22 protein-coding genes and 1 pseudogene are annotated in these 22665 nt (G+C 39.1%); 16 read left to right on the forward strand and 7 right to left on the reverse strand.

Annotation, left to right across the window (positions count from 1 at the left end; translation table 11 throughout):
- Positions 1-207: 207 nt before the first annotated feature.
- From EAL04_RS07205 to EAL04_RS07220, 4 genes are all read right to left on the reverse strand, one after another.
- Positions 208-642 (reverse strand): hypothetical protein, encoded by a 435-nt coding sequence (locus EAL04_RS07205; RefSeq protein ID WP_120974319.1) that lies wholly within the window; start codon positions 640-642, stop codon positions 208-210.
- 231 nt (positions 643-873) lie between these two features.
- Positions 874-1806, reverse strand: a complete 933-nt coding sequence (locus EAL04_RS07210; protein ID WP_423750108.1) for a hypothetical protein — start codon at positions 1804-1806, stop codon at positions 874-876.
- An 8-nt stretch (positions 1807-1814) separates the two neighbouring features.
- Positions 1815-2507 (reverse strand): toll/interleukin-1 receptor domain-containing protein, encoded by a 693-nt coding sequence (locus EAL04_RS07215; RefSeq protein ID WP_120974321.1) that lies wholly within the window; start codon positions 2505-2507, stop codon positions 1815-1817.
- Between the two features lie 236 nt (positions 2508-2743).
- Positions 2744-2989: a hypothetical protein gene (locus EAL04_RS07220; RefSeq protein ID WP_120974323.1), complete on the reverse strand. Its 246-nt coding sequence runs from the start codon at positions 2987-2989 to the stop codon at positions 2744-2746.
- 70 nt (positions 2990-3059) lie between these two features.
- Between EAL04_RS07220 and sppA the strand changes: the two genes are divergently transcribed.
- Genes sppA through EAL04_RS07235 form a run of 3 tightly spaced genes read left to right on the forward strand, consistent with a single transcriptional unit; the run spans position 3060 to position 5943 of the window.
- The gene (sppA, locus tag EAL04_RS07225) at positions 3060-3938 is read left to right on the forward strand and encodes a signal peptide peptidase SppA (protein ID WP_120974325.1); all 879 of its coding nucleotides are present in this window, start codon (positions 3060-3062) and stop codon (positions 3936-3938) included.
- Between the two features lie 2 nt (positions 3939-3940).
- Positions 3941-4822: a formyltetrahydrofolate deformylase gene (gene purU / locus EAL04_RS07230; RefSeq protein ID WP_120974327.1), complete on the forward strand. Its 882-nt coding sequence runs from the start codon at positions 3941-3943 to the stop codon at positions 4820-4822.
- A gap of 41 nt (positions 4823-4863) precedes the next feature.
- Positions 4864-5943, forward strand: coding sequence for a restriction endonuclease subunit S (locus tag EAL04_RS07235; protein ID WP_120974329.1), 1080 nt, complete (start codon positions 4864-4866; stop codon positions 5941-5943).
- 818 nt (positions 5944-6761) lie between these two features.
- On the opposite strand, the gene hpnL is transcribed toward EAL04_RS07235, so the two are convergent.
- On the reverse strand, positions 6762-6998 hold the full coding sequence (gene hpnL / locus EAL04_RS07240) for a nickel-binding protein HpnL (protein WP_080123388.1): 237 nt from the start codon (positions 6996-6998) through the stop codon (positions 6762-6764).
- Between the two features lie 252 nt (positions 6999-7250).
- On the opposite strand from hpnL, the gene rsmA reads away from it, so the two are divergent.
- From rsmA to EAL04_RS07270, 7 genes and pseudogenes are all read left to right on the forward strand, one after another.
- Positions 7251-8066, forward strand: a complete 816-nt coding sequence (gene rsmA, locus EAL04_RS07245; RefSeq protein ID WP_120974330.1) for a 16S rRNA (adenine(1518)-N(6)/adenine(1519)-N(6))-dimethyltransferase RsmA — start codon at positions 7251-7253, stop codon at positions 8064-8066.
- 37 nt (positions 8067-8103) lie between these two features.
- Entirely contained in the window at positions 8104-10182 is a 2079-nt protein-coding gene (locus EAL04_RS07250; protein WP_120974333.1) for a ribonuclease J, read from the forward strand.
- Entirely contained in the window at positions 10166-11155 is a 990-nt protein-coding gene (locus EAL04_RS07255; protein ID WP_120974335.1) for a KpsF/GutQ family sugar-phosphate isomerase, read from the forward strand. The genes EAL04_RS07250 and EAL04_RS07255 overlap by 17 nt, the downstream gene beginning before the upstream one ends.
- Complete coding sequence (gene rlmN / locus EAL04_RS07260) at positions 11152-12225, forward strand: dual-specificity RNA methyltransferase RlmN (RefSeq protein WP_120974337.1); 1074 nt, start codon at positions 11152-11154, stop codon at positions 12223-12225. The genes EAL04_RS07255 and rlmN overlap by 4 nt, the downstream gene beginning before the upstream one ends.
- A 177-nt stretch (positions 12226-12402) precedes the next feature.
- Positions 12403-12522: pseudogene (locus tag EAL04_RS08305) on the forward strand (hypothetical protein); the annotation flags it as partial.
- Complete coding sequence (locus tag EAL04_RS08170) at positions 12473-12670, forward strand: hypothetical protein (protein WP_232779723.1); 198 nt, start codon at positions 12473-12475, stop codon at positions 12668-12670. The pseudogene EAL04_RS08305 and the gene EAL04_RS08170, both read left to right, overlap by 50 nt.
- A gap of 243 nt (positions 12671-12913) precedes the next feature.
- Positions 12914-13756 (forward strand): outer membrane beta-barrel protein, encoded by an 843-nt coding sequence (locus tag EAL04_RS07270; RefSeq protein ID WP_120974347.1) that lies wholly within the window; start codon positions 12914-12916, stop codon positions 13754-13756.
- A gap of 126 nt (positions 13757-13882) precedes the next feature.
- Here the strand turns inward: EAL04_RS07270 and EAL04_RS07275 are convergent, their stop codons facing one another.
- Positions 13883-14503, reverse strand: coding sequence for a hypothetical protein (locus tag EAL04_RS07275; RefSeq protein ID WP_120974349.1), 621 nt, complete (start codon positions 14501-14503; stop codon positions 13883-13885).
- A gap of 101 nt (positions 14504-14604) precedes the next feature.
- Between EAL04_RS07275 and EAL04_RS07280 the strand changes: the two genes are divergently transcribed.
- From EAL04_RS07280 to EAL04_RS07305, 6 genes are read left to right on the forward strand one after another with little or no spacing between them, the layout of a single operon-like run.
- Entirely contained in the window at positions 14605-14859 is a 255-nt protein-coding gene (locus EAL04_RS07280; protein ID WP_120974351.1) for an RNA-binding S4 domain-containing protein, read from the forward strand.
- 24 nt (positions 14860-14883) lie between these two features.
- Positions 14884-17646 (forward strand): isoleucine--tRNA ligase, encoded by a 2763-nt coding sequence (gene ileS, locus EAL04_RS07285; protein WP_120974353.1) that lies wholly within the window; start codon positions 14884-14886, stop codon positions 17644-17646.
- A gap of 16 nt (positions 17647-17662) precedes the next feature.
- Positions 17663-18577, forward strand: a complete 915-nt coding sequence (locus EAL04_RS07290) for a CpaF/VirB11 family protein (RefSeq protein ID WP_120974355.1) — start codon at positions 17663-17665, stop codon at positions 18575-18577.
- Positions 18578-19882, forward strand: a complete 1305-nt coding sequence (gene fliI / locus EAL04_RS07295) for a flagellar protein export ATPase FliI (protein WP_120974358.1) — start codon at positions 18578-18580, stop codon at positions 19880-19882.
- Positions 19883-19892: 10 nt separating this feature from the next.
- Positions 19893-20159, forward strand: a complete 267-nt coding sequence (gene fliQ / locus EAL04_RS07300; RefSeq protein WP_000445741.1) for a flagellar biosynthesis protein FliQ — start codon at positions 19893-19895, stop codon at positions 20157-20159.
- Between the two features lie 3 nt (positions 20160-20162).
- Positions 20163-20942: a UDP-N-acetylmuramate dehydrogenase gene (locus tag EAL04_RS07305; RefSeq protein WP_120974360.1), complete on the forward strand. Its 780-nt coding sequence runs from the start codon at positions 20163-20165 to the stop codon at positions 20940-20942.
- 45 nt (positions 20943-20987) lie between these two features.
- Here EAL04_RS07305 and EAL04_RS07310 read toward each other — a convergent pair whose 3' ends face one another.
- A complete protein-coding gene (locus EAL04_RS07310; RefSeq protein ID WP_120974362.1) occupies positions 20988-22658 on the reverse strand; it encodes a phosphoethanolamine transferase in 1671 nt (556 codons plus the stop codon).
- Positions 22659-22665: the final 7 nt, after the last annotated feature.

Raw genomic sequence — 22665 nt, forward strand, 5'->3', positions numbered from 1 at the left:
GTGGGTCTGAGCTGATTATGAATGCGTTTGGATTTGAAAACTCCGTTCCCATCAAGTATTGATGTTTAAAGCCTTATTTTTATAGTTTGAAGTTTTATTTTATAGTGAAACTCATAAGGGGGTGGGGTTATTTTGCGATACTCTAAATCTTAAAACGCTTCAAAAGTTATCGTTTGATTGGAGTCAAGCTGTTTTATAGCCAGTGCTTCATTGAAACAGAATTAAAAACAAACCATAGCCCACCAAACACAGAGCTAACACCCAATAGGGGAGAAGGCTAGGCGAACGCATGGCAGATAAGAATTGCGTTGATTGGCAAGTTTGATGAATAGGGAAGACTTCAAACAACCTTGCATCGGTTTTAAGTCGGTTTTCTATCAGCCATTGGTATTGCTCCCTGAATAATTTTTCTTGCGCAAGATAATAAGCGTCTAAAAGATAAAAACATGCTAACAACACCCCCAAAACGCATAACCCATAAAGATGAGAGATTGCCTCTATTTTGAGGGATAAGACACCCACAGCGAGAGCGAGAGTCCATTTTTTGCACTCTAAAGAATTTTGCGCCATTCTGTTGATAACGCCTTGCAAGATTTTAAGCTCTTCTATAAGGATTTTTGCTCTGTCTGTGCTATTGTCCATGTTTGATATTTATCTCTTAAAGTTAAAAGTCCAAGCGCCTTTGTTGGTTTTGACTTCAACTTCTATGAGATTTTGACATTTATAATTATAATGTGCTGTGAAAGTTTCTCCAAATTTTAAATCCACTGCCATTGTGTTTTTCTTGCTTTCTAGATCTTTAATGAGTTTTTCCATTTTGTCAATATTTTGCGTCGCTTCAGTTAGTTTGACTTGATTGGCTTTGATAGACTTTTATTCAGAACTAATCTGCTTTTCAGTATCTTCTTTGGCCTGTCTAGGGATAACCTCTTTCAAATAGGCGAAATAAAATTTCCCTACGCTAGGCCACATGGATTTTAGTTTAGCAAGGCTTTGAAGACCTTTTTTTGATACCCTATTAGGATATTCATTCAAAATCAAAAAGTCATTGGCCATATTGCCATATTTATCAACAATACTATCTATTAATTTTTTGAGTTCTTTAAGGTTGATATAGGGGTAGTCTTTGGGGTTTTTTGTGTATTTAATAATGCTTCTTATATCGTTTAGAATAGTCCATAGATTCCCATCTGGCGTCTCTGATTCATATTTATAGCTATCAAGGTTATCAAGTATCCTCTTAACAGCATATATTGGGTTATAATTTAATGATGATAAGTTAGCTAAAACAGAGTCATTAAAATATGAAGTTGCACTAGAACCAACTGTTTGGTAAAGAAGCTTGAATTTTCTAGGAGCTTTATCAAAATCTTCTGCATTACCATATTCTTTAGCTCGTTTAAAGTGATCCATTTGAGCGATAGCATTATAAATACTTTCTAAGAATTTATCAAGATTGTTGAATTGTTGCACATACTGCGTGAGTTCTTCTAAATCTTTTTGAAGTCTTGCGATTTTTGCTTGGTGGTTTTTAATCGCTTTTTCTTTTTCTGATGCAAATAGGTATGTATTGGCTGTATCTTGTATTAACTTTACCAAGAAATTTTGATCATGTTCGCAATTCCCACGATTGAGCTTCAAGTCTTGGATTTCTATATTATCGGCTTTAGAAATGATTTTTATGGTAGAATTGAAGCTGTTTTTTTCAATCCCAACTAGTGGTTCGCCACTATCGCCCCCACAGCCCACTAAACACAACGCCAAACAGCTCGCACCCAGTAATTTTTGATAAGTTTTAAAAAACATGCTTGTTCTTATGAATTGATTTGTTGCGATAGTTTTTTAAGGGTTATAGTCTCTAGATGTTCTAAAAATAGCGATATGTCATGACTAATTTGAAAGCTCTCCATCACTATAGTTAAGCGACTCTCGCTGCTAATAGAATGAGCGATTCTTAATTCTTCATAAATCCATTCTGAATAAGTGATTTTTAATAGATCTTGATTGCGTGATAGCCCTTGATTGGAAACGCTATTCTTACTCTGTAAAAACACAAAATAGGGGCATTTTTCAATCATGTCTTGTAAAGACTCTCTGAGAATGAGCGTGAAAGCGTCTTTAATCTTGCTTATATCATCGTATTTTGCCAATTTGTTTAAGACATCGTCTTTATAATCCCAAAAGAGCGAATCGATAAACACTTTGCGTTTTGTTTGGTTTTCTAAACAGTTTTTAACTTCTAAAGCCTTATTTCTGTCTGCATGCGAATGCGATAGGAACACTTGAACGCTTTTTAGCTGCGGTTTGAACGGGCTAAAAAAGGCTTCTTTGATTTCATTGCGTTTTAAAACGATGTTGTCGTTAGAATATGGGGCGTTTTTAATGAGTTTGTCAATCTTTTTAGCCGCTTCATTAACTTGATGGGCTTGGTTGTTAAAAGGGCGTGCGATGGGTTTTAAAACACTTTGATTTTCACTACGATCTAAATCAACCACAAAGGCTTTCATGATATATTTTCCTTTAATATTTTTATCAAATTCTCAAATATAAATACAATTTAAGTTCCCTTTAAAATCCTTTGATTATAGTAGACTTAGACTTAGCTTAAGAGTGCTTGAATTTTGGGGCGTTGGGGGCTGTTAGATCACTAAAAAAACCACCGCTAAAAAAAGCCTTTTTACAAACAAAAAGAGCGTATAAAATTTGCAATAACCCTAAAAAGCGCAAAAACAACAAAGGCGATCTAAAAAACCTCTTCGCACGCCTTTTTGTCTTTATGGAGTAAGCATGCTTTTTGCAATTCTATAAAACGCTTTTTCCTTTCTTCTTCAGTCGTATTGTTAGGCTTTTCAATGGGGCGTGAAGGCTTTGAAGTGGGGGTGAATTGGGGCGCATATCCTAGCTTATTAACTAAATAAAAGCCTAAAGCGGCGATTAAAATAAAAATCCAATCTGTTTTTCTGATCTTGGGGCAAAATTTACACGCCATGATTTAATCCTTAAAACATTTGAAGTATAATACACTCTTATGGTCAAATATTAAATTTAGGAAAAGCTACATGTGGAGTTTCATTCAAAAAATCTTTAAGGCTTTAGTGATCGCGCCTTTAGATTTTATCACGAAGTATTTCAAGTCGTTTGTGCTGTTGTTGATTGTGTTAGTCTTTTTTAGCGCTAAAGAAAGCGCACCAAGCGAACCGCCCAATCTCGCTAAACTCTATTTAAATGGGGCGATTTTTAGCACCGAGGATTTTGACAAAGAAGTGGATAAAATCCTAAAAACCCCTAGCATTAAGGGCGTTTTATTGTTGATTGACTCTCCTGGTGGGGCGGTGTCAGCGAGCGTGGAATTGAGCGAAAAAATCGCTGATTTGAAGCAAAAAATGCCCGTTTTAGCGTATGCTAGGGGGGTTATGGCGAGCGGGAGCTATTATGCTGGCATGCAAGCGAGCGAAGTTTATGCCTCTAAAGCGAGCCTGATCGGATCGATTGGGGTGATTTTTTCTAGCGCGAATGTGGAAAATTTGCTCCATAAAGTCGGCGTAGCCACTCAAGGCGTGCATGCGGGCGAATATAAAGAAATAGGCACTTTCACCAGAGCATGGAAACCTAACGAAAAAGAATTTTTGCAAAATTTAGTCAATGAGCAATACCAAATGTTTGTGGATGATGTCGCAAAAGCTAGGAAATTAGACGCTAAGGATTATAAGGATTTTGCTGAAGGGAAGGTCTTTAGCGCTCAAAAGGCCTTAAAATTAAAACTCATTGATAAAATCAGCACGATTAAGCAAGCCCAAAACCGCTTAATGGAATTGAGTAAGGTTAAAAAAGCTTATTGGCTAGAAAAAAGCCCCATGGAGCGCTTCATTGAAAAGGCCACGCAATCGGTTACAAGCATCATCACGCAAGCGCTTGGTTATCAATTATTGATGAGATGAAGATGTTAGAATTTATTTTAAAAATTCAAGCCAAAGACTCTAAAGGCCTAGTGAGCGCCATTAGCACCACTATCGCCAACAAGGGCTATAACATCGTTAAAAACGATGAATTTGTTGATCCCTTAAAACAGCGCTTTTTCATGCGGCTAAAAATCCAAAAAGAAATGAAGCCCTTGAATGTTGAAATTAAAGAGCAAGAAGAACGATCCTTAAAAACCGCTCTTTTTAAAGCCTTAGAAAACTTTAACGAACTATCCATTGAAGTCATTTTAACGCATAAAAAAAACATTATTTTACTCGCTACTAAAGAGAGCCATTGCTTGGGGGATTTGCTTTTAAGGGTGTATGGTGGGGAATTGAACGCTCAAATTTTAGGCGTTATTTCTAATCACGAGGTTTTACGCCCTTTAGTGGAAAAATTTGACATCCCTTATTTTTACGCGCCTTGCGATAATCAAATTTTGCATGAAAAAGAAGTTTTAGCGATCATTAAAAACCTGGAATTAAAACACAAAGTGAGTGCGGATTTGCTCGTTTTAGCCAAATACATGCGCATCTTAAGCCATGATTTTACGAAGCGCTATGAAAACCAGATCTTAAATATCCATCATAGTTTCTTGCCCGCATTCATTGGGGCTAACCCTTACCAGCAAGCGTTTGAAAGGGGCGTGAAAGTCATCGGGGCCACGGCGCATTTTGTGAATGAAAGCCTTGATGCTGGGCCAATTATTATACAAGACACTCTGCCCATTAACCACAATTACAGCGTGGAAAAAATGCGCCTAGCGGGTAAGGATATAGAAAAACTGGTTTTGGCTAGGGCGTTAAAACTCGTTTTAGAAGACAGGGTGTTTGTGCATGAAAATAAAACGGTGGTGTTTTGAATGCTTCCATTAGCACACTTTAGGATTATTAGGATAAACGCATGGACGCATTAACAACGCCCTTAAATTGGCAAAGAGTGAAGCTTGGGGATATATTAACATTAAAGCATGGTAGAGATTACAAAAAATTTAAATTAGGAAATATTCCTGTTTATGGAAGCGGTGGCTATATGCTATCAATTAATAATTTCCTTCATAATGGCGAAAGTGTTTGCATAGGAAGAAAAGGGACTATTGATAAGCCTATTTATCTAAATGGTAAATTTTGGGTAGTAGATACACTATTTTATAGCTATTCATTTAAAAAATCCATTCCAAAATTTATATTTTATGCTTTTTCTATCATAAAATGGTCAAACTATAACGAAGCGACCGGTGTTCCTAGTTTAACTAAAATGACAATTTCAAACATTGAAATCCCCCTACCCCCTCTAAACGAACAAATCGCTATCGCTAACGTTTTAAGCGATGTGGATCGTTATCTTTATTCTTTAGACGCCCTCATTCTTAAAAAAGAAAGCGTTAAAAAAGCTTTAAGCTTTGAACTATTGAGCCAAAGAAAACGCTTGAAAGGCTTCACTCAAGCTTGGCAAAGAGTGAGGCTTGGGGATATATGCGAAATTGTTAAAGGGCAACAAATAAATAAAATTAGCTTAAATAACACAGATAAATACCCCGTTATAAATGGTGGCATTGATTTTTTGGGCTACACAAATAAATTTAATGTTTCAAAGAACACAATAGCAATTAGTGAGGGTGGCACATGTGGGTATGTTAGGTTTATGACAAGCGATTTTTGGTCAGGAGGGCATAACTATTCCTTACAAAAAATTAGCAATAAGGTAAATAATTTATGTTTATACCACATTTTAAAAAGTTATGAAAAGGATATTATGAAATTAGGGGTTGGGTCTGGATTAAAGAATATTCAATTAAAAGCCTTAAAAGATTTTGAAATCCTTTTACCCCCTCTAAACGAACAAGCCGCTATCGCTAACATTTTAAGCGGTTTGGATCATGAAATCATCAGCCTTAAAAACAAAAAACGCCAATTTGAAAACATCAAAAAAGCTTTAAACCACGATTTAATGAGCGCTAAAATCAGGGTTTTAAAAAAATAAACGCCCCAAAAGTCAAGGACAAACCCGCTTTTTAAAGGAAACCCCTAAGCTTTTAAACTCAGGGGAACTTTGGCTAATACATTACTTTTCTATAGAAAAGACCACTTTAAACCCCTTAAAAGAGATTTTAATGTATAATACTAGCCAAGAGTTTTTATCATGTCTTCTTCGCATGATAAACCCTTCTTAAGTTGGAATTTGCCCCATATCGTAACTATGGGGCGTGATGAAATCCTACAACAAACCCCCTTAAAACTTTTAATTTTACAAGTGCTAAAACAAGATTAAAAAATTGAATGAAAAGATAAAAAATAAAACGCCCCAAAAGTCAAGGGCAAACCCGCTTTTTAAAGGAAACCCCTAAGCTTTTAAACTTAAGGGAACGCTCTTGAAAAAATCAGCGTTTCACAGAAACGATCACTTTAAGCCCTAAAAAAGCAAACTCAAAGTATAATGTTTTGAGAAGAGCGTTTGCCACTTTTGTGTTTCATGGCATGCTCCTTACAATGTTGGTCTGCCCCATATCGCAACTATGGGGCGTGATGAGATTTTACAGCAAACCCCCTTAAAATACCCCTAGATCGCATCCAATGCACATGCCAAACCATGAAGTTTTACGCCCCATTATGACCACTCAATGAATAAGCTTATCTTTATTGGATAAAAAACAGAGCCATTTGTCAAGCATCAAAAAGAGGGATTTTAAAAGTTTAAAAATCTAATGGATTTAAAAGGGTTGGTTTGAATTGATAGATTTATTGGATCAAAAGAGCTAAAAGCCAGGAGTAGCCCTAAGGCCGCCCCCACAAACGCCCCAATCAATATTGTTGGTTTTGTTGTTGCGCTTTTTGTTGTTGTTGTTGGTGTGCTTGTTGTTGTTGCTGTTGTTGAGCTTGTTGCTCTGCTTGTTGTTCGGCTTGTTGTTGCGCGTTATGGTGATGGTGTTCGCCGCCATAGTAATGGTGGTGGTGTGCATGGTGATGGTGGTGGTGTTGGCTGTTAGCCTGTTGTTGTTGCTGTTGTTGCGCTTGGTGTTGTTGTTCATGGTGTGCCATGATGACTCCTTTAATTGAAATTTAATTCTAGCTCACTGGCTAGGATTTCATTCTATAATGCAAAATCTAACCAATTATTAACGAAAAAGATTTTAATACTAATTTTTAACACGAGCGCCAATTCAAGCGCTCCTGTTGTCAAAACTACCAACATCTTTGAATGAAAAAAGCTATAATAAGGAAGTTGCATTAAAAAGGAAAGACAAATCCCCTTTTTAAGGTATAATATGAGGAATTTTAGAAGCACTTCTTATGGTAGTAGCTAAAAAGTCTTTAGGACAGCATTTTTTAACGGACGAGTCGTTTTTAGACAGGATCGTTAATGCTTTGCCCCCCTTAAACCCGTTAAAATTGATTGAAATCGGCGTGGGGCTAGGGGATTTGACTCTCAAGTTGTTGGATCGCTATCCTTTAAAGACTTATGAGATAGATAGCAATTTGTGCGAGAAAATGCGAGCGAGGTTAAAGGCAGAAAAAAAGCCTTTTCAATTAGAATTGGTAGAAAAAGACGCTCTTTTTTTAAAAGAAGAAGAGCCTTATTTTTTGATCTCTAATTTGCCTTATTATATCGCTACTAGGCTTGTTTTAAACGCGCTCAAAGACCCTAAATGCAGGGGCTTATTAGTGATGACGCAAAAGGAAGTGGCGCTCAAATTTTGCGCTAAAGATTCACAGAATGCGTTAAGCGTTTTGGCTCACACAATAGGGAATATTACCCTTTTGTTTGATGTGCCGCCTAGCGCGTTTAGCCCGCCTCCAAAGGTGTTTTCTAGCGTGTTTGAAGTGATCAAAGAGCCGCTGAAAGAAAAGGCGTTGGCTTCATTGGCCCCAGCGCCATTTTTTGAAGAAGCCCTACAAAAAGGGTTTGAAACATTGGAAGATTTTTTGAAAGCTTGTTTCTCATCTCCTAGGAAGACGCTTTCAAACAATCTTAAAAAAAGCGTTTCTTATAGAGAAAAGCTTGATAAGGTGTTAGATTTTTTAGCGTTAGAAAACCAACTAACAAGCGTGAGGGCATCTGAGATAAAAGATTATCTCAAGCTCTTAGAATACCTTTTAAAAGGCTAATGCCTTTTTAAAAAATTGAGATAAAGGAATAATCGTTATGACTGATAACAACCAAAATAATGAAAACCATGAAAACAGCAGTGAAAACTCAAAAGATCACCATGAGGTGCGAGCCGGAGCGTTTGAGCGCTTCACCAACCGCAAAAAGCGTTTCAGAGAAAACGCGCAAAAAAACACAGAGTCTTCAAACCATGAAGCACCTTCGCACCATAAAAAAGAGCATCGCCCCAACAAAAAGCTAAACAACCACCACAAACCTAAACATGCCCCCCAAAAAACACGAAATTACGCCAAAGAAGAATTGGATAACAACAAAGTAGAGGGCGTTACGGAAATTTTGCATGTGAATGAGAGAGGGACTTTAGGCTTTCATAAGGAGTTAAAAAAGGGCGTTGAAGCGAATAACAAGATCCAAGTGGAGCATTTAAACCCGCATTATAAGATGAATCTAAACTCTAAAGCGAGCGTTAAAATCACGCCTTTAGGGGGCTTGGGCGAGATTGGGGGGAACATGATGGTCATTGAAACCCCAAAAAGCGCGATCGTGATTGATGCGGGCATGAGCTTCCCTAAAGAGGGGCTCTTTGGCGTGGATATTTTAATCCCGGATTTTTCCTACTTGCACCAAATCAAGGACAAAATCGCCGGTATTATCATCACCCATGCCCATGAAGATCACATAGGGGCCACGCCTTATTTGTTTAAAGAGTTGCAATTCCCCCTTTATGGCACGCCTTTGAGTTTGGGGCTGATTGGGAGCAAGTTTGATGAACATGGTTTGAAAAAATACCGCTCGTATTTTAAAATCGTAGAAAAGCGCTGCCCCATTAGCGTGGGCGAATTTATCATTGAATGGATCCACATCACGCATTCTATCATTGACAGCAGCGCTTTAGCGATCCAAACTAAAGCCGGAACGATCATCCACACCGGCGATTTTAAAATCGATCACACCCCGGTGGATAATTTGCCCACGGATTTGTATCGTTTGGCGCATTATGGCGAAAAGGGCGTGATGCTTCTTTTAAGCGATTCCACCAACTCCCATAAATCCGGGACTACACCGAGTGAAAGCACCATAGCGCCGGCTTTTGATACGCTTTTTAAAGAAGCGCAAGGGAGGGTGATTATGAGCACCTTCTCTAGCAATATCCACCGGGTCTATCAAGCCATACAATACGGCATTAAATACAACCGCAAGATCGCTGTGATCGGGCGCTCTATGGAAAAAAACCTAGACATCGCCAGAGAATTAGGCTATATCCATTTGCCTTATCAATCTTTTATTGAGGCCAATGAAGTCGCTAAATATCCGGATAATGAAGTCTTAATCGTAACGACCGGCTCACAAGGCGAAACCATGAGTGCGCTTTATCGCATGGCGACTGATGAGCACCGCCACATTTCTATCAAACCCAACGATTTAGTCATCATCTCCGCTAAAGCCATTCCTGGCAATGAAGCGAGCGTTTCAGCGGTATTGAATTTTTTGATCAAAAAAGAAGCTAAAGTGGCTTATCAAGAATTTGATAATATCCATGTGAGCGGGCATGCCGCCCAAGAAGAGCAAAAGCTCATGTTAAGACTCATTAAGCCTAAGTTTTTCTTACCCGTGCATGGGGAATATAACCATGTCGCGCGCCACAAGCAAACCGCTATTTCTTGCGGGGTGCCTGAAAAAAATATCTATTTAATGGAAGATGGCGATCAGGTGGAAGTTGGCCCTGCGTTCATTAAAAAAGTCGGCACGATTAAAAGCGGGAAAAGCTATGTGGATAACCAAAGCAATTTGAGTATTGACACAAGCATCGTGCAACAAAGAGAAGAAGTCGCTAGCTTAGGGGTGTTTGTGGCTACGATTTTTGTGAATAAAAACAAGCAAGCGCTTTTAGAAAGCTCTCAATTTTCCAGTTTAGGGCTTGTGGGCTTTAAAGATGAAAAGCCTTTGATGAAAGAAATTCAAGGGGGCTTAGAGGTGTTATTAAAATCCAGCAACGCCGAAATTTTGAATAACCCTAAAAAATTAGAAGATCACACTCGTAATTTCATCAGAAAAGCGCTCTTTAAAAAGTTTAGAAAATACCCGGCTATCATTTGTCATGCCCATGCTTTTTGATTGTAACGCTACCGCCATACAAGTCTTAAAAGATGAAGCGAGCGCACTTTTAGAAAGCGTTGGACAATTCCAAAAACCCAACGATTTGGAAGCGATTGTCAAGCTCATTTTAAAAAGCCAAGAAAAAGGGGGTAAGCTTGTGATAGTGGGCGTGGGTAAGAGCGCTTTAGTGGCGCAAAAAATCGCTGCTTCCATGCTAAGCACCGGTAACAGGAGCGCGTTTTTACACCCCACAGAAGCCATGCATGGGGATTTGGGCATGGTGGAAAAAAACGATGTGATTTTAATGATTAGCTATGGGGGCGAGTCTTTGGAATTATTGAATCTAGTGAGCCATTTAAAACGCCTAAGCCATAAAATCATCACTTTCACTAAAAGCCCTAATAGCTCGCTCTCCAAACTCGGCGATTATTATTTGAGCTTGAAGATTAAAAAAGAAGCTTGCCCAATCAACACCGCTCCAACAACTTCTACCACCCTAACTCTAGCGTTAGGCGATGTTTTAATGGCATGCTTGATGCGAGCGAAAAACTTCAGCCAAGAAGATTTTGCCTCCTTTCATCCGGGCGGGCTTTTAGGCAAAAAACTTTTTGTCAAGGTTAAAGACTTATTGCAAACCACGAACCTCCCCCTAATCGCCCCTAACACAAGCTTTAAAGACGCGCTCATAGAAATGAGTGAAAAACGCCTGGGCAGCGCGATTTTAGTCAATGAAGCTAACGAGCTTGTGGGGGTATTAAGCGATGGCGATGTCCGTAGGGCGCTATTAAAAGGGCTTAGTTTGGAGAGCGAAGTGAAGCATTTTGCCACTTTAAAACCTAAAAGCTTTAAGAATTTAGACGCTCTTCTTTTAGAAGCGTTAGAATTTTTAGAGTGCCATAAGATCCAGCTTTTGGTGTGCGTGGATGATTGCAATAAGGTTTTAGGGGTCTTGCACTTGCACCAACTTTTAGAATTAGGGCTTAAAGCATGAAAGCTAGTATTTATGATTTCACTTTAGATGAATTGAGCCAACTTTTAAAACCAAGTTTTAGGGCTAAACAGCTTTATTTGTGGCTCTATGCGAAGTATAAAACAAGCTTTAAAGACATGCAAAATAATTTTTCAAAAGATTTTATCGCTTATTTAGAGCAAGAATTTACTTTGCGCACGATAGAAATCACGCATGTGAGGGAGAGCGTTGATGGCTCTAAAAAATACCTTTTTAAATCTTTAAGGGACAACCACACTTTTGAAGCGGTGTTGTTGAAAATGAAAGACAAAAAGATTGATGCAGAGACGAACGCTATTTTAGAGGGGGAAAAATACACCGTATGCGTGTCTTGTCAAATCGGCTGTCAAGTGGGTTGCACGTTTTGTTTCACTCAAAAAGGCGGTTTTGTTAGGGATCTCAAAGCGAGCGAGATCATCCAGCAAGCCCTACTCATTAAAGAAGACAATAACCTCCCCATTGAAAAAGCGCTCAACATTGTTTTTATGGGAATGGGCGAGCCTTTGAACAATTTAGATGAGGTGTGTAAAGCGATTGAAATTTTTAATACCGGCATGCAAATTTCACCTAAAAGAATCACCATTTCCACGAGCGGCGTGGCCGATAAAATCCCCATTTTAGTGGGCAAAAACTTAGGCGTGCAATTAGCCATATCCTTACACGCCGTAGATGACAAAACGCGCTCATCTTTAATGCCCTTGAATAAAAAATACAATATTGAATGCGTTTTGAATGAAGTGAGGAAATGGCCTTTAGAGCAGCGCAAAAGAGTGATGTTTGAATACCTTTTAATTAAAGATCTAAACGACAGCTTGGATTGCGCTAAAAAACTTTTAAAACTTTTAAACGGCATTAAATCCAAAGTGAATTTGATCTTATTCAACCCGCATGAAGGCTCTAAGTTTGAACGCCCTAGCTTAGAGAGCGCCAGAATGTTTGCGGATTTTTTAAACGCCAAAGGCTTATTATGCACCATTAGAGAGTCTAAAGCCTTGGATATTGAAGCGGCTTGCGGGCAATTGAGGGAGAAAAAACTCTCTCAGCAAATTTGAAAACTCTTTTTTGTGAGGTTTTGTCTTTTTTCTAATGGGGGGTGTTGATTTTTCAAAATTTATGGATTAAAAATTAGCGCTAAATTTTCTTTCATTAACAATTAATTAGATTTTATATTGTAGAATGAAATTCTAGCTAGTGAGCTAGAATTTAAATTTTTAATCAAAGGAGTCATCATGGCACACCATGAAGAACAACACGGCGGTCATCACCACCACCATCACCACACACACCACCACCACTATCATGGCGGTGAACACCACCATCACCACCACAGCTCTCATCATGAAGAAGGTTGTTGCAGCACTAGCGATAGTCATCATCAAGAAGAAGGTTGTTGCCACGGGCATCACGAGTAATATCGGTGTGGCTAGGGGCAACTTGACTAGGGTTGTCTCTGGTTTTGACTTTAAGATACAATCATTCAAATCTAACCCATTTTAATCAATCCCATTAAATCCAATCCAACCAACACGCTTGATTTTTATTTTTACAAACGCTCATTAATGTTAAAAATACTCATCAATGCCTATAAAAAGTAATTTTTTATCCAATAATATTGTTAAGACTTTTAATTTAAGCTTCAATGTTTTACAATATTCAAAATATTAAAACAATTTTTCAATCAAGGAAAGGGTATGCAAGTTACCCCCCCATTTTTTAAAACCCAATAAGAAATTTTTATTTTTGGCTCTGTATTCTGTGCTAGGGTTTCATTTTAGCCACGCTATAGATGAGAGCGGGCTTAATGAACTCGTTGGAAAGAAAGTTCAAGAAGCTTTAGCGAAAGAAAAAGCTAAGGCTAAACATCAAAGAGTGGATAAAAGCGCTTTTTTTGCCGGTCTTGGCTATAGCGGGATGTTTTCATGGATTTTAGCTTATAAAGATAGTTTTGTTTTGCTGCCTCACTCTCACTTCAATTTTGGTGGAAGACTCTTAGAAAGAAAAGATCCCAGCACAATCTTAAACGGCTTTAATTTTAAGGTGGGGTATCAGTATATCGCTCCTGTTAAGATTAAAAAAATGGGTTTTGGCGTTAGGGGAGGGTTCCAATATTCCTATAAAGCGGGCAATTACATGGAAAAAGATAAATACCAACAATACTTATTTGGAGTGCCTATAGACACAATAAGTCCTGTTTCTTTTTTTAATGGTGGTATGATAACAATGTCAACTTACGGCTTTTTGTTAGATTTTTTACACAATGTGTATGAAAATGAGAAGTTTTTCATCGGTTATTTTATAGGGGCTGGGCTAGGGGGTGAGAGCGTAACAGCCAAGGTTCTTAAAGATTTTGGTAATATATTAGTGCAATTAGCGCAATTTCAGGGCTATGGCTCACTAGGGCTAAGGATGGGCGATAAGCGCCACACGCTAGAATTGAGCGCGAGCATCCATGGCGACGCTCCTAGTTGTTCTTTAAAAAAGCTAAAGAGTTGCGAAAGTGCTAGGGTTTTACAAGCAAAAATCCCTAGGGGTATTTTTGAAAGCTATGTTACTTGGAGCGCGGATTATGTTTATCGGTTTTAAAAGTTTTTAAAAATTTAATGGCTTTGTTCCAATTGAATAGGGGTAATAAAATCTAAAAAATGCTTTAAGCGTTTTTTACAATCTAATCATAAAGAGCTTACGAAAAGCAAGCGATCACTTCATGCTTTATTGTTCCAACCCCCATGCGTCTTTAAAAGAAGCGTTTTTAAGCTTTAAATTCAAGCTCCCTTCAATCCATTGGGTATTAGCCCCCTTTTCGTTGTTGTCAAATAAAAACACCCCTAAAAAGCCTCTAGGGGTTTTAATCAGGCTCAATTCCACGCTAGGAAGAATGATTTGGCTGTCAGGTTTGACTTCAAAGGCTAGGAAAAAGGGGCGGTTGTTTTTGAAATCATAGCCGTTTTTGGTGTATGAATAGCCAGGAGCGCTCTGCAAGATGCCTTTTTGAGTTTCCACGCTAAAAGAATCCAAGTAATAAAAACCAGGCTCTAGCCTGAACGATTGGACTTTGGCTAAAGCGTAGCGGTTTTTCCATAAAAGCATGAAACGATTACTCCCTAGCATGAATAAAGGCCCTCTAGGGTCTTTGAGCTTTGCTTTAGGGTTTTTTTCAAGCGTTTCATTGTGTTTGGCGACAACTTCTCTATCCACTTTGCGCCAATAAGTGCGCACGCTTTGACCTTGATGAGCGATATAAAGATTCACCAAACCAGAATGATGGCCTTTAGGGGGCAAGCAAGAGGCTAATAAAAGAGTGGCTAACAAACTCACGATTTGAAACTTCAAACAAATTCCTTAAAAAGAGTGGTGGCTGAATGCTAACATGCTAAAACTAAAACCCTTATAAGTTATGGATAAAAACTTAAAGAATAGGGTAAAATAAACGCATGCGAATAGACAAATTTTTACAATCAGTGGGTTTAGTGAAACGGCGCATTTTAGCGACAGATATGTGTAATGTGGGGGCGGTGTGGCTCAATGGGAGTTGCGCTAAGGCTAGTAAAGAAGTGAAAATTGGCGATGTGATTAGCTTGCATTATTTAAAAGGGATAGAAGAATACACGATTTTACAAATCCCTACTTTAAAAAATGTGCCACGAAAAGACACGCACCTTTATATCGCTCCTAAAACAAAAGAATAAAGATAAAAGATTAAGGAACAATCCATGAAAGAATACAAAGACACCCTAAACTTAAACACAACCACCTTTTCTATGAAAGGGAATTTGAGCGTTAATGAGCCTAAAACTTACGCCAAATGGCAAGAACAGCAAGCGTTCAAACGCATGCAGAATAGGAAAGATAACCATGGGGATTTCACTTTGCATGACGGGCCGCCTTATGCGAACGGGCATTTGCATTTAGGGCATGCCTTAAATAAGATTTTAAAAGACATTGTTATTAAAAGAGAATATTTTAAGGGGAAGAAAATCTATTACACGCCCGGTTGGGATTGCCATGGCTTGCCCATTGAGCAGCAAATTTTAGAGCGATTAGAAAAAGAAAAAACGAGCCTAGAAAACCCCACGCTGTTTAGAGAAAAGTGTCGAGATCATGCGAAGAAATTTTTAGAAATCCAAAAGAATGAATTTTTGCAATTAGGCGTTTTGGGGGATTTTGAAGATCCTTATAAAACCATGGATTTTAAATTTGAAGCGAGCATTTATAGGGCTTTAGTGGAAGTGGCTAAAAAAGGGCTTTTGAAAGAGCGCCATAAGCCTATTTATTGGAGTTATGCATGCGAGAGCGCTTTAGCGGAAGCTGAAGTGGAATACAAGATGAAAAAATCGCCCTCCATTTTCGTGGCGTTTGATTTGAAAAAGGAGAGTTTAGAAAAATTAAAAGTCAAAAAAGCGAGCTTGGTGATTTGGACGACCACGCCCTGGACTTTGTATGCGAATGTGGCGATCGCTTTGAAAAAAGACGCTGTTTATATGCTCACCCAAAAAGGCTATTTAGTCGCTAAAGCCTTGCATGAAAAATTAGCCGCTTTAGGGGTGGTGGATAATGCGATCACGCATGAATTTAATTCCAATGATTTAGAGTATTTAGTGGCTACAAACCCGCTCAATCAAAGAGATTCGCTCGTGGTTTTAGGGGATCATGTGAGCTTAGAAGACGGCACAGGAGCCGTGCATACCGCGCCTGGGCATGGTGAAGAGGACTATTATTTAGGCTTAAAATACAATTTAGAAGTGTTAATGTCTGTAGATGAAAAGGGTTGCTATGATGAGGGCATTATCCATAAGAAATTATTAGATGAAAGCTATTTGGGCGAGCATGTTTTTAAGGCTCAAAAACGCATTATAGAGCAATTGGGCGATTCTTTATTGCTAGAGCAAGAGATTGAGCATTCCTACCCGCATTGCTGGAGGACGCACAAGCCTGTGATTTACAGAGCGACCACGCAATGGTTTATTTTAATGGATGAGCCTTTTACCCAAAATGATGGTTCTCAAAAAACCTTAAGAGAAGTGGCTTTGAATGCGATTGAAAAGGTGGAATTTGTGCCAAATAGCGGGAAAAACCGCCTAAAAACCATGATAGAAAACCGCCCTGATTGGTGCTTGAGCCGGCAAAGAAAATGGGGCGTGCCACTAGCTTTTTTCATAGACAAACGCACGAATAAGCCTTGTTTTGAAAGCGAAGTTTTAGAGCATGCAGCCCATCTTTTTGAAAAAAAAGGCTGTGATGTGTGGTGGGAATATAGCGTGAAAGATTTATTGCCCCCTAATTATCAAGAGGACGCCACACATTATGAAAAAGTCATGCATATTTTAGATGTGTGGTTTGATAGCGCTAGTACCTTTAAGGCGGTTTTAGAAGACTACCATGGAGAAAAGGGGCAAAGCCCTAGCGATGTGATCTTAGAAGGGAGCGATCAGCATAGGGGGTGGTTTCAAAGCTCGCTTTTAATCGGTTGTGTTTTAAACAACCAAGCCCCTTTTAAAAAGGTCATTACGCATGGCTTTATCGTCGATGAAAAGGGCGAAAAAATGAGTAAATCTAAGGGCAATGTGGTGTCTTTGGATAATTTACTCAAAAAGCATGGGAGCGATGTGGTGCGCTTGTGGGTGGCGTTTAATGACTATCAAAACGATTTGAGGGTCTCTCAAACCTTTTTCATTCAAACAGAACAGCATTATAAAAAATTCCGCAACACCCTAAAATTCTTACTCGCCAATTTTAGCGATATGGATCTCAAGAATTTAGAACGCTCCCATGACTTCAGCCCTTTAGATCATTTTATATTAGAGGCTTTAGAAACGATAAGCGTTGGAGTCAATAGCGCGTTTGAAGAGCATGATTTGGTGAAGGGCTTGAATATTCTAATGGCGTTTGTTACCAATGAATTGAGCGGGATTTATTTAGACGCTTGTAAGGATAGCTTGTATTGCGATAGCAAAAATAATAAAAAACGCCAAGCCATTCAAATGGTCTTACTCGCTGTGGCTAGTCAATTGTGCTACTTTTTAGCCCCGATTTTAACGCACACGATTGAAGAAGTTTTAGAGCATAGCGAAGCGTTGCGTGCGTTTTTACAAGCCAAAGATGTGTTTGATTTAAAAGGCATTAATATTTTAGAAAAACTCCACCTTAAAGAATGTAAAAAACCAGAAAATTTTGAAGCCGTTTTAGCCTTGCGTTCTGCCTTTAATGAAGAGTTAGACCGCTTGAAAAAAGAAGGCGTGATCAAAAATTCGTTGGAATGTGCTATTGAAGTGAAAGAAAAAGCGTTGCGTGAAAATTTAGTAGAAGAATTGCTGATGGTAAGCTTTGTAGGGGTTGCAAAAGAAAAAATAAGCGAAACGCCAATATTCACGCTCTTTAAAGCCCCCTTTTATAAATGCCCCAGGTGTTGGCGTTTCAAAAGCGAGCTAGAAAACACCCCTTGCAAGCGTTGCGAACATGTTTTAAAAGAGCGATGATAAAAGGATAGGGCTTTTGGAAACTTTACAAACCCATAGAGTTTTACAAGCCCTAATTGGCCATTTTACCCCTTTTTTAGAAAGCGGGATCACCGAGCTAATCATCAATACCGAGCAGGAACTTTGGCTTTATAAAGTCAATAATACCCGAGAAAAAAGAGGGCATGCGCTTTTTGATAAGGCGTTTTTGCTGAGGTTTTGCGAGCAATTGGCCAGTTTTAGGGGGTTGTTTTTTGATGAAGAGCACCCAACCTTAAATTGCTCTATCCCTTTCACGCGCTATAGGGTGAGTGCGAATCATTTTAGCATCACTACGAACAATCAAATCACGCTCAACATCCGTGTGCCTAGGCTTAAGCCCTTAAGTTTAGAGGATTTCACTTTCAAAGCAAGCGATCCAAAAAGTTTGAAAAATTTAGCGCTAAAAGGGCATAACATTCTCATTAGCGGGGAGACTTCAAGTGGTAAAACAAGCTTATTAAACGCTCTTTTAGACTGCGTCAATAAAGATGAAAGGGTGGTGAGCGTTGAAGACAGCCAAGAACTGGATTTAAAAGCGTTTAATAATTGCGTTGGGCTTTTAGTGGGCAAGCAAGAAAACGGGTGCTTTAATTATGAAGACGCTCTCAATATGGCCATGCGCTTAAACCCAGACAGGCTTATTGTGGGCGAGATTGACACTAGGAATGCAGCGCTCTTTTTGCGTTTAGGAAACACCGGGCATAAGGGCATGCTCTCAACCATTCATGCTAATAGCGCTCAAAACACTTTAGAAGCCCTTTCACTGAATTTAAGCATGCGTTATACGCATTCTTTAGATAAGGATTTGATGCGAGCGTATTTTAAGAGCGCGATTGATGTGATCGTGCATGTGAATAGGATCAATAATGAGCGCCAAATCGCTGAAGTCTTATGGACTAAAGAGCTTTAAATGCCCCTAAAATCCTTAAAAAACCGCTTGAATCAGCATTTTGAACTATCGCCTCGCTATGGGAGCGTGAAAAAAATCATGCCCAATATCGTTTATGCAGATGGTTTTAACCCGTCTGTGGGCGATGTGGTGAAGATTGAAAAAAGCGATGGCAGCGAATGCGTAGGAATGGTGGTGGTGGCAGAAAAAGAGCAGTTTGGTTTCACGCCCTTTAATTTTATAGAGGGATCTAGGGCTGGCGATAAGGTGCTGTTCTTAAAAGAGGGGTTGAATTTCCCTGTGGGCCGTAATCTTTTAGGGAGGGTGCTTAACCCTTTAGGGCAAGTCATTGACAATAAGGGGGTGCTAGATTATGAACGATTAGTGCCTGTCATTACAACGCCTATAGCCCCTTTAAAAAGAGGCTTGATTGATGAGGTTTTTAGCGTGGGGGTGAAGAGCATTGATGGGCTTTTGACTTGCGGTAAGGGGCAAAAACTGGGCATTTTTGCCGGCTCTGGGGTGGGTAAATCCACGCTAATGGGCATGATCACTAGGGGTTGCTTAGCGCCGATTAAAGTGATCGCTTTGATTGGGGAAAGGGGCAGAGAAATCCCTGAATTTATAGAGAAAAACTTAAAAGGGGATTTAAGCTCTTGCGTGTTGGTGGTCGCCACGAGCGATGATAGCCCTTTGATGCGCAAATACGGGGCCTTTTGCGCGATGAGCGTGGCGGAGTATTTTAAAAACCAAGGGCTAGACGTGTTGTTTATCATGGATTCAGTGACTCGTTTCGCTATGGCTCAAAGAGAAATCGGTTTAGCCTTAGGCGAACCGCCCACTTCCAAAGGCTACCCCCCATCCGCGCTTTCCTTATTGCCTCAATTAATGGAGAGGGCGGGCAAGGAAGAAAATAAGGGGAGCATCACGGCTTTTTTTAGCGTGCTAGTAGAGGGCGATGATTTGAGCGATCCCATAGCCGATCAAGCCAGGAGTATTTTAGACGGGCATATTGTCTTAAGCAGGGAATTAACCGATTATGGGATCTACCCGCCTATCAATATTTTAAACTCCGCATCAAGGGTGGCTAAAGACATCATCAGTGAGTCTCAAAACCTTTGCGCGAGAAAATTCCGCCGTTTGTATGCGTTGTTGAAAGAAAATGAAATGCTCATTCGCATCGGCTCTTATCAAATGGGGAACGATAAAGAGCTTGATGAAGCGATTAAGAAAAAGGCTTTAATGGAGCAATTTTTAGCGCAAGATGAAAACGCTTTACAGCCTTTTGAAACAAGCTTTCAGCAATTAGAAGAAATCTTAAGATAAAAGGAATGTTATGGAATCACAACTCATGAAACTCGCCATTGAGACTTATAAAATCACTTTGATGATTTCTTTACCGGTATTACTAGCGGGCTTAGTGGTGGGGCTATTAGTCAGTATTTTTCAAGCGACTACTCAAATCAATGAAATGACTTTGTCTTTTGTGCCTAAGATTTTAGCCGTGATTGGGGTGCTGATTTTAACCATGCCGTGGATGACTAACATGCTTTTAGACTACACCAAAACCTTAATCAAGCTCATTCCTAAAATCATAGGCTAGCAAATGCTAGAAAAAACCATTGATTTTTCCCGTTACAGCAGCGTGAAAATCGGCGTGCCTTTAAAAGTGAGCGTTTTAGAAAACGATGATGAAATCTCTCAAGAACACCAGATCATCGGTTTAGCGAACAACCTTTTAATCGCTCCTAGCGCGAAAAATCTCGCCCTTTTAGGCCCAAACTACGATTATATTTGCGATAAGGGCGAATGCGTTGAAATAGGGGGGGCGGCCAACTCGTCTAAAATTTTTAATTATTTTAGGGCGAATGATTTAGGGGGTTTGGAGTTTTTAGGGCAATTGCCTGGCACTTTAGGGGCGTTAGTTAAAATGAACGCTGGCATGAAAGAATTTGAAATCAAAAACGTTTTAGAAAGCGCTTGTATTAACAATGAATGGCTAGGGAGTGAAGCTTTGGGGTTGAGTTATCGCAATAGCAAATTCAATGGCGTTGTTTTAAGAGCGAGGTTTAAAAAAACGCATGGCTTTAGACAAGAAGTTTTAAAAGCGTGTCAAAGCATGCGCAAAAGCCACCCCAAATTGCCTAATTTTGGGAGCTGTTTCAAAAACCCGCCTAACGATCATGCGGGCAGGCTTTTAGAGGGTGCGGGCTTAAGGGGTTATTGTCTAAAAAGAGTGGGATTTGCCAAAGAGCATGCGAATTTTTTGGTGAATTTGGGGGGTGCAGAATTTGAAGAAGCCCTGGATTTGATAGAACTCGCCAAAACCAGAGTGTTACAAGAATACGGCATCCATTTAGAAGAAGAAGTGAAAATTTTAAGGTAGGGTTGAAAAGCTTTTTTAAAATTCCCTATTGATGAGAGCAGAGCCTTATTTTGCAACCTTATCATAATCCATGTTGCCATAACAAACAGCCCTTTTTCTTTGGGCGTCAAATTGTGGACTAAAAAGGTTTTTACTCTCTATTTCATCTTTAGTGTGAATGCCCACCAAAGGCAAAAGAGAATGGATTAAATCATCGCTCATGAAAGGTTTGTTTAAAGCGTTTTTAATCAACTTCACTTTCTCGGGGTGTTTTTCTTTAAAAATATCGCTTATATAAATCATAAAAGGGATTTCTAAGCCCGCTTTAGAGCATCTATGCCCATAAGTAGGGCCGCTTTCAAAAATATCTTGTGCATGGTCGCTCAAATAAAACACAATAGCGTCTTTATCTTTAAAGAGGTTAAAAATCCCATTCAAAACAGCATCGTTATAATAAAGCGAATTGACATAATCGGCAACGATTTGTTTGTCTCTATCGCTGCTTGCGTGCAAATTAGAAAAAGACAAATCGCTTGGTTTGAATTTGGCAAAGCTTTTAGGGAAACGATCGGCATACCAAGAATGAGAGCCAATCAAATGGAACACGATAAAATTCTTGCTTTTTAATTGGGGTTGGACATTTTTAGAATAAAATTTCACCAGCTCTTCATCGTATGCACCATAGTTTCCCAAAATATAGTAGCGGTTTTTAGAACGATTAGAGACTAGATTTTGTGTGATCCCCCATTCATCGACGATTTGTTTTTCTAACCAAAAAGTTTCATAATGGGATCGCTTGAAAATATCTATCATGTTGTGGTAATGATACCAAGGCTTATTCGTTTCGGCGTTGCTGTAATTGAGCAGGCTTTCAAAGACATCAGAGGTGTGGGCTTCTTTACTTATCGTGTCAGAAAACACGAACAGGTTGTTACTCTCTCTCTCTCTCTCGTTGGTGAGTTGGCTCAATAAGGGGTTATTAGGAACGCTATAGCCATAGAGTTGCATGAAATTTCTGCTCGCGCTTTCGCCGATGACTAAGACGACATTTTTAACATCGCCCGTGCTGGAAAGATAATCGCTTGGTAAATAAAGGTTATTTAAAAAGCTATAAAATTTTATGGCTTGTTGGCGATTGGTTAAGCTCAAATAGGCGGAATAAAACCCCCTAGCTAAAGAAAGAGAAAAGAGTGATCTTTTTAAAATGGCGTCGTTATTTGTAAGGGGTTTAACGTTACGAACGCTCCCTATTGTAAGGACAGAAAGCCCTAAAACGCCCGCTATCACACCAGGCACAAGCGCTCTAAAGCGAATGATTTTAATCGTAATCAACAAAGCGATCAAAATAAAAGCGTAGTAAAGCAAATAATTTTTATAGCTTTTTATAAACGCCATCGTTTCAGAGCTGTTTGTGGCTAAAAGCGTGTCAATCAAGCCTTTGGAAAAAGGCATTTTAAACATAAAGAGCGTAAAAATTTCAGCCACGCTAAAAATAATACCGCTTCCTATAAACAGCCATTCCAATGAATACCGCAAGCACTTTTTAGGGATTAGCGCGCAACCATAATACACCACAAACCCGATTAAAAAAGCGCCTAAAAAGCCTTTAGAGAAAGAAAACAAATCGTTATTTTTGTAAGCGTTAGAAAGAGCGTTGCAAAGAAGGAATATTAAAAATTTTTCATCTAAAGTTACGCTATTGGCAAAGAATTTTAAAAACTTCAATAATTTTTCCATGAATGTC

This window comes from Helicobacter pylori (assembly GCF_003638305.1).
GTDB classification, from domain to species: domain Bacteria; phylum Campylobacterota; class Campylobacteria; order Campylobacterales; family Helicobacteraceae; genus Helicobacter; species Helicobacter pylori_DJ.

Excerpts from the sequence above, each read along its gene's own strand:
- fliQ (WP_000445741.1), top strand. The coding sequence starts at position 19,893 with ATGGAATCACAACTCATGAAACTCGCCATTGAGACTTATAAAATCACT.
- EAL04_RS07220 (WP_120974323.1), bottom strand. The coding sequence starts at position 2,989 with ATGGCGTGTAAATTTTGCCCCAAGATCAGAAAAACAGATTGGATTTTT.
- EAL04_RS07235 (WP_120974329.1), top strand. The coding sequence starts at position 4,864 with ATGGACGCATTAACAACGCCCTTAAATTGGCAAAGAGTGAAGCTTGGG.
- sppA (WP_120974325.1), top strand. The coding sequence starts at position 3,060 with ATGTGGAGTTTCATTCAAAAAATCTTTAAGGCTTTAGTGATCGCGCCT.
- EAL04_RS07255 (WP_120974335.1), top strand. The coding sequence starts at position 10,166 with ATGCCCATGCTTTTTGATTGTAACGCTACCGCCATACAAGTCTTAAAA.
- EAL04_RS07210 (WP_423750108.1), bottom strand. The coding sequence starts at position 1,806 with ATGTTTTTTAAAACTTATCAAAAATTACTGGGTGCGAGCTGTTTGGCG.
- EAL04_RS07305 (WP_120974360.1), top strand. The coding sequence starts at position 20,163 with ATGCTAGAAAAAACCATTGATTTTTCCCGTTACAGCAGCGTGAAAATC.
- EAL04_RS07250 (WP_120974333.1), top strand. The coding sequence starts at position 8,104 with ATGACTGATAACAACCAAAATAATGAAAACCATGAAAACAGCAGTGAA.
- ileS (WP_120974353.1), top strand. The coding sequence starts at position 14,884 with ATGAAAGAATACAAAGACACCCTAAACTTAAACACAACCACCTTTTCT.
- EAL04_RS07310 (WP_120974362.1), bottom strand. The coding sequence starts at position 22,658 with ATGGAAAAATTATTGAAGTTTTTAAAATTCTTTGCCAATAGCGTAACT.
- EAL04_RS07205 (WP_120974319.1), bottom strand. The coding sequence starts at position 642 with ATGGACAATAGCACAGACAGAGCAAAAATCCTTATAGAAGAGCTTAAA.
- rlmN (WP_120974337.1), top strand. The coding sequence starts at position 11,152 with ATGAAAGCTAGTATTTATGATTTCACTTTAGATGAATTGAGCCAACTT.
- hpnL (WP_080123388.1), bottom strand. The coding sequence starts at position 6,998 with ATGGCACACCATGAACAACAACACCAAGCGCAACAACAGCAACAACAA.
- EAL04_RS07280 (WP_120974351.1), top strand. The coding sequence starts at position 14,605 with ATGCGAATAGACAAATTTTTACAATCAGTGGGTTTAGTGAAACGGCGC.
- EAL04_RS08170 (WP_232779723.1), top strand. The coding sequence starts at position 12,473 with ATGGCGGTGAACACCACCATCACCACCACAGCTCTCATCATGAAGAAG.
- fliI (WP_120974358.1), top strand. The coding sequence starts at position 18,578 with ATGCCCCTAAAATCCTTAAAAAACCGCTTGAATCAGCATTTTGAACTA.
- rsmA (WP_120974330.1), top strand. The coding sequence starts at position 7,251 with ATGGTAGTAGCTAAAAAGTCTTTAGGACAGCATTTTTTAACGGACGAG.
- EAL04_RS07215 (WP_120974321.1), bottom strand. The coding sequence starts at position 2,507 with ATGAAAGCCTTTGTGGTTGATTTAGATCGTAGTGAAAATCAAAGTGTT.
- purU (WP_120974327.1), top strand. The coding sequence starts at position 3,941 with ATGTTAGAATTTATTTTAAAAATTCAAGCCAAAGACTCTAAAGGCCTA.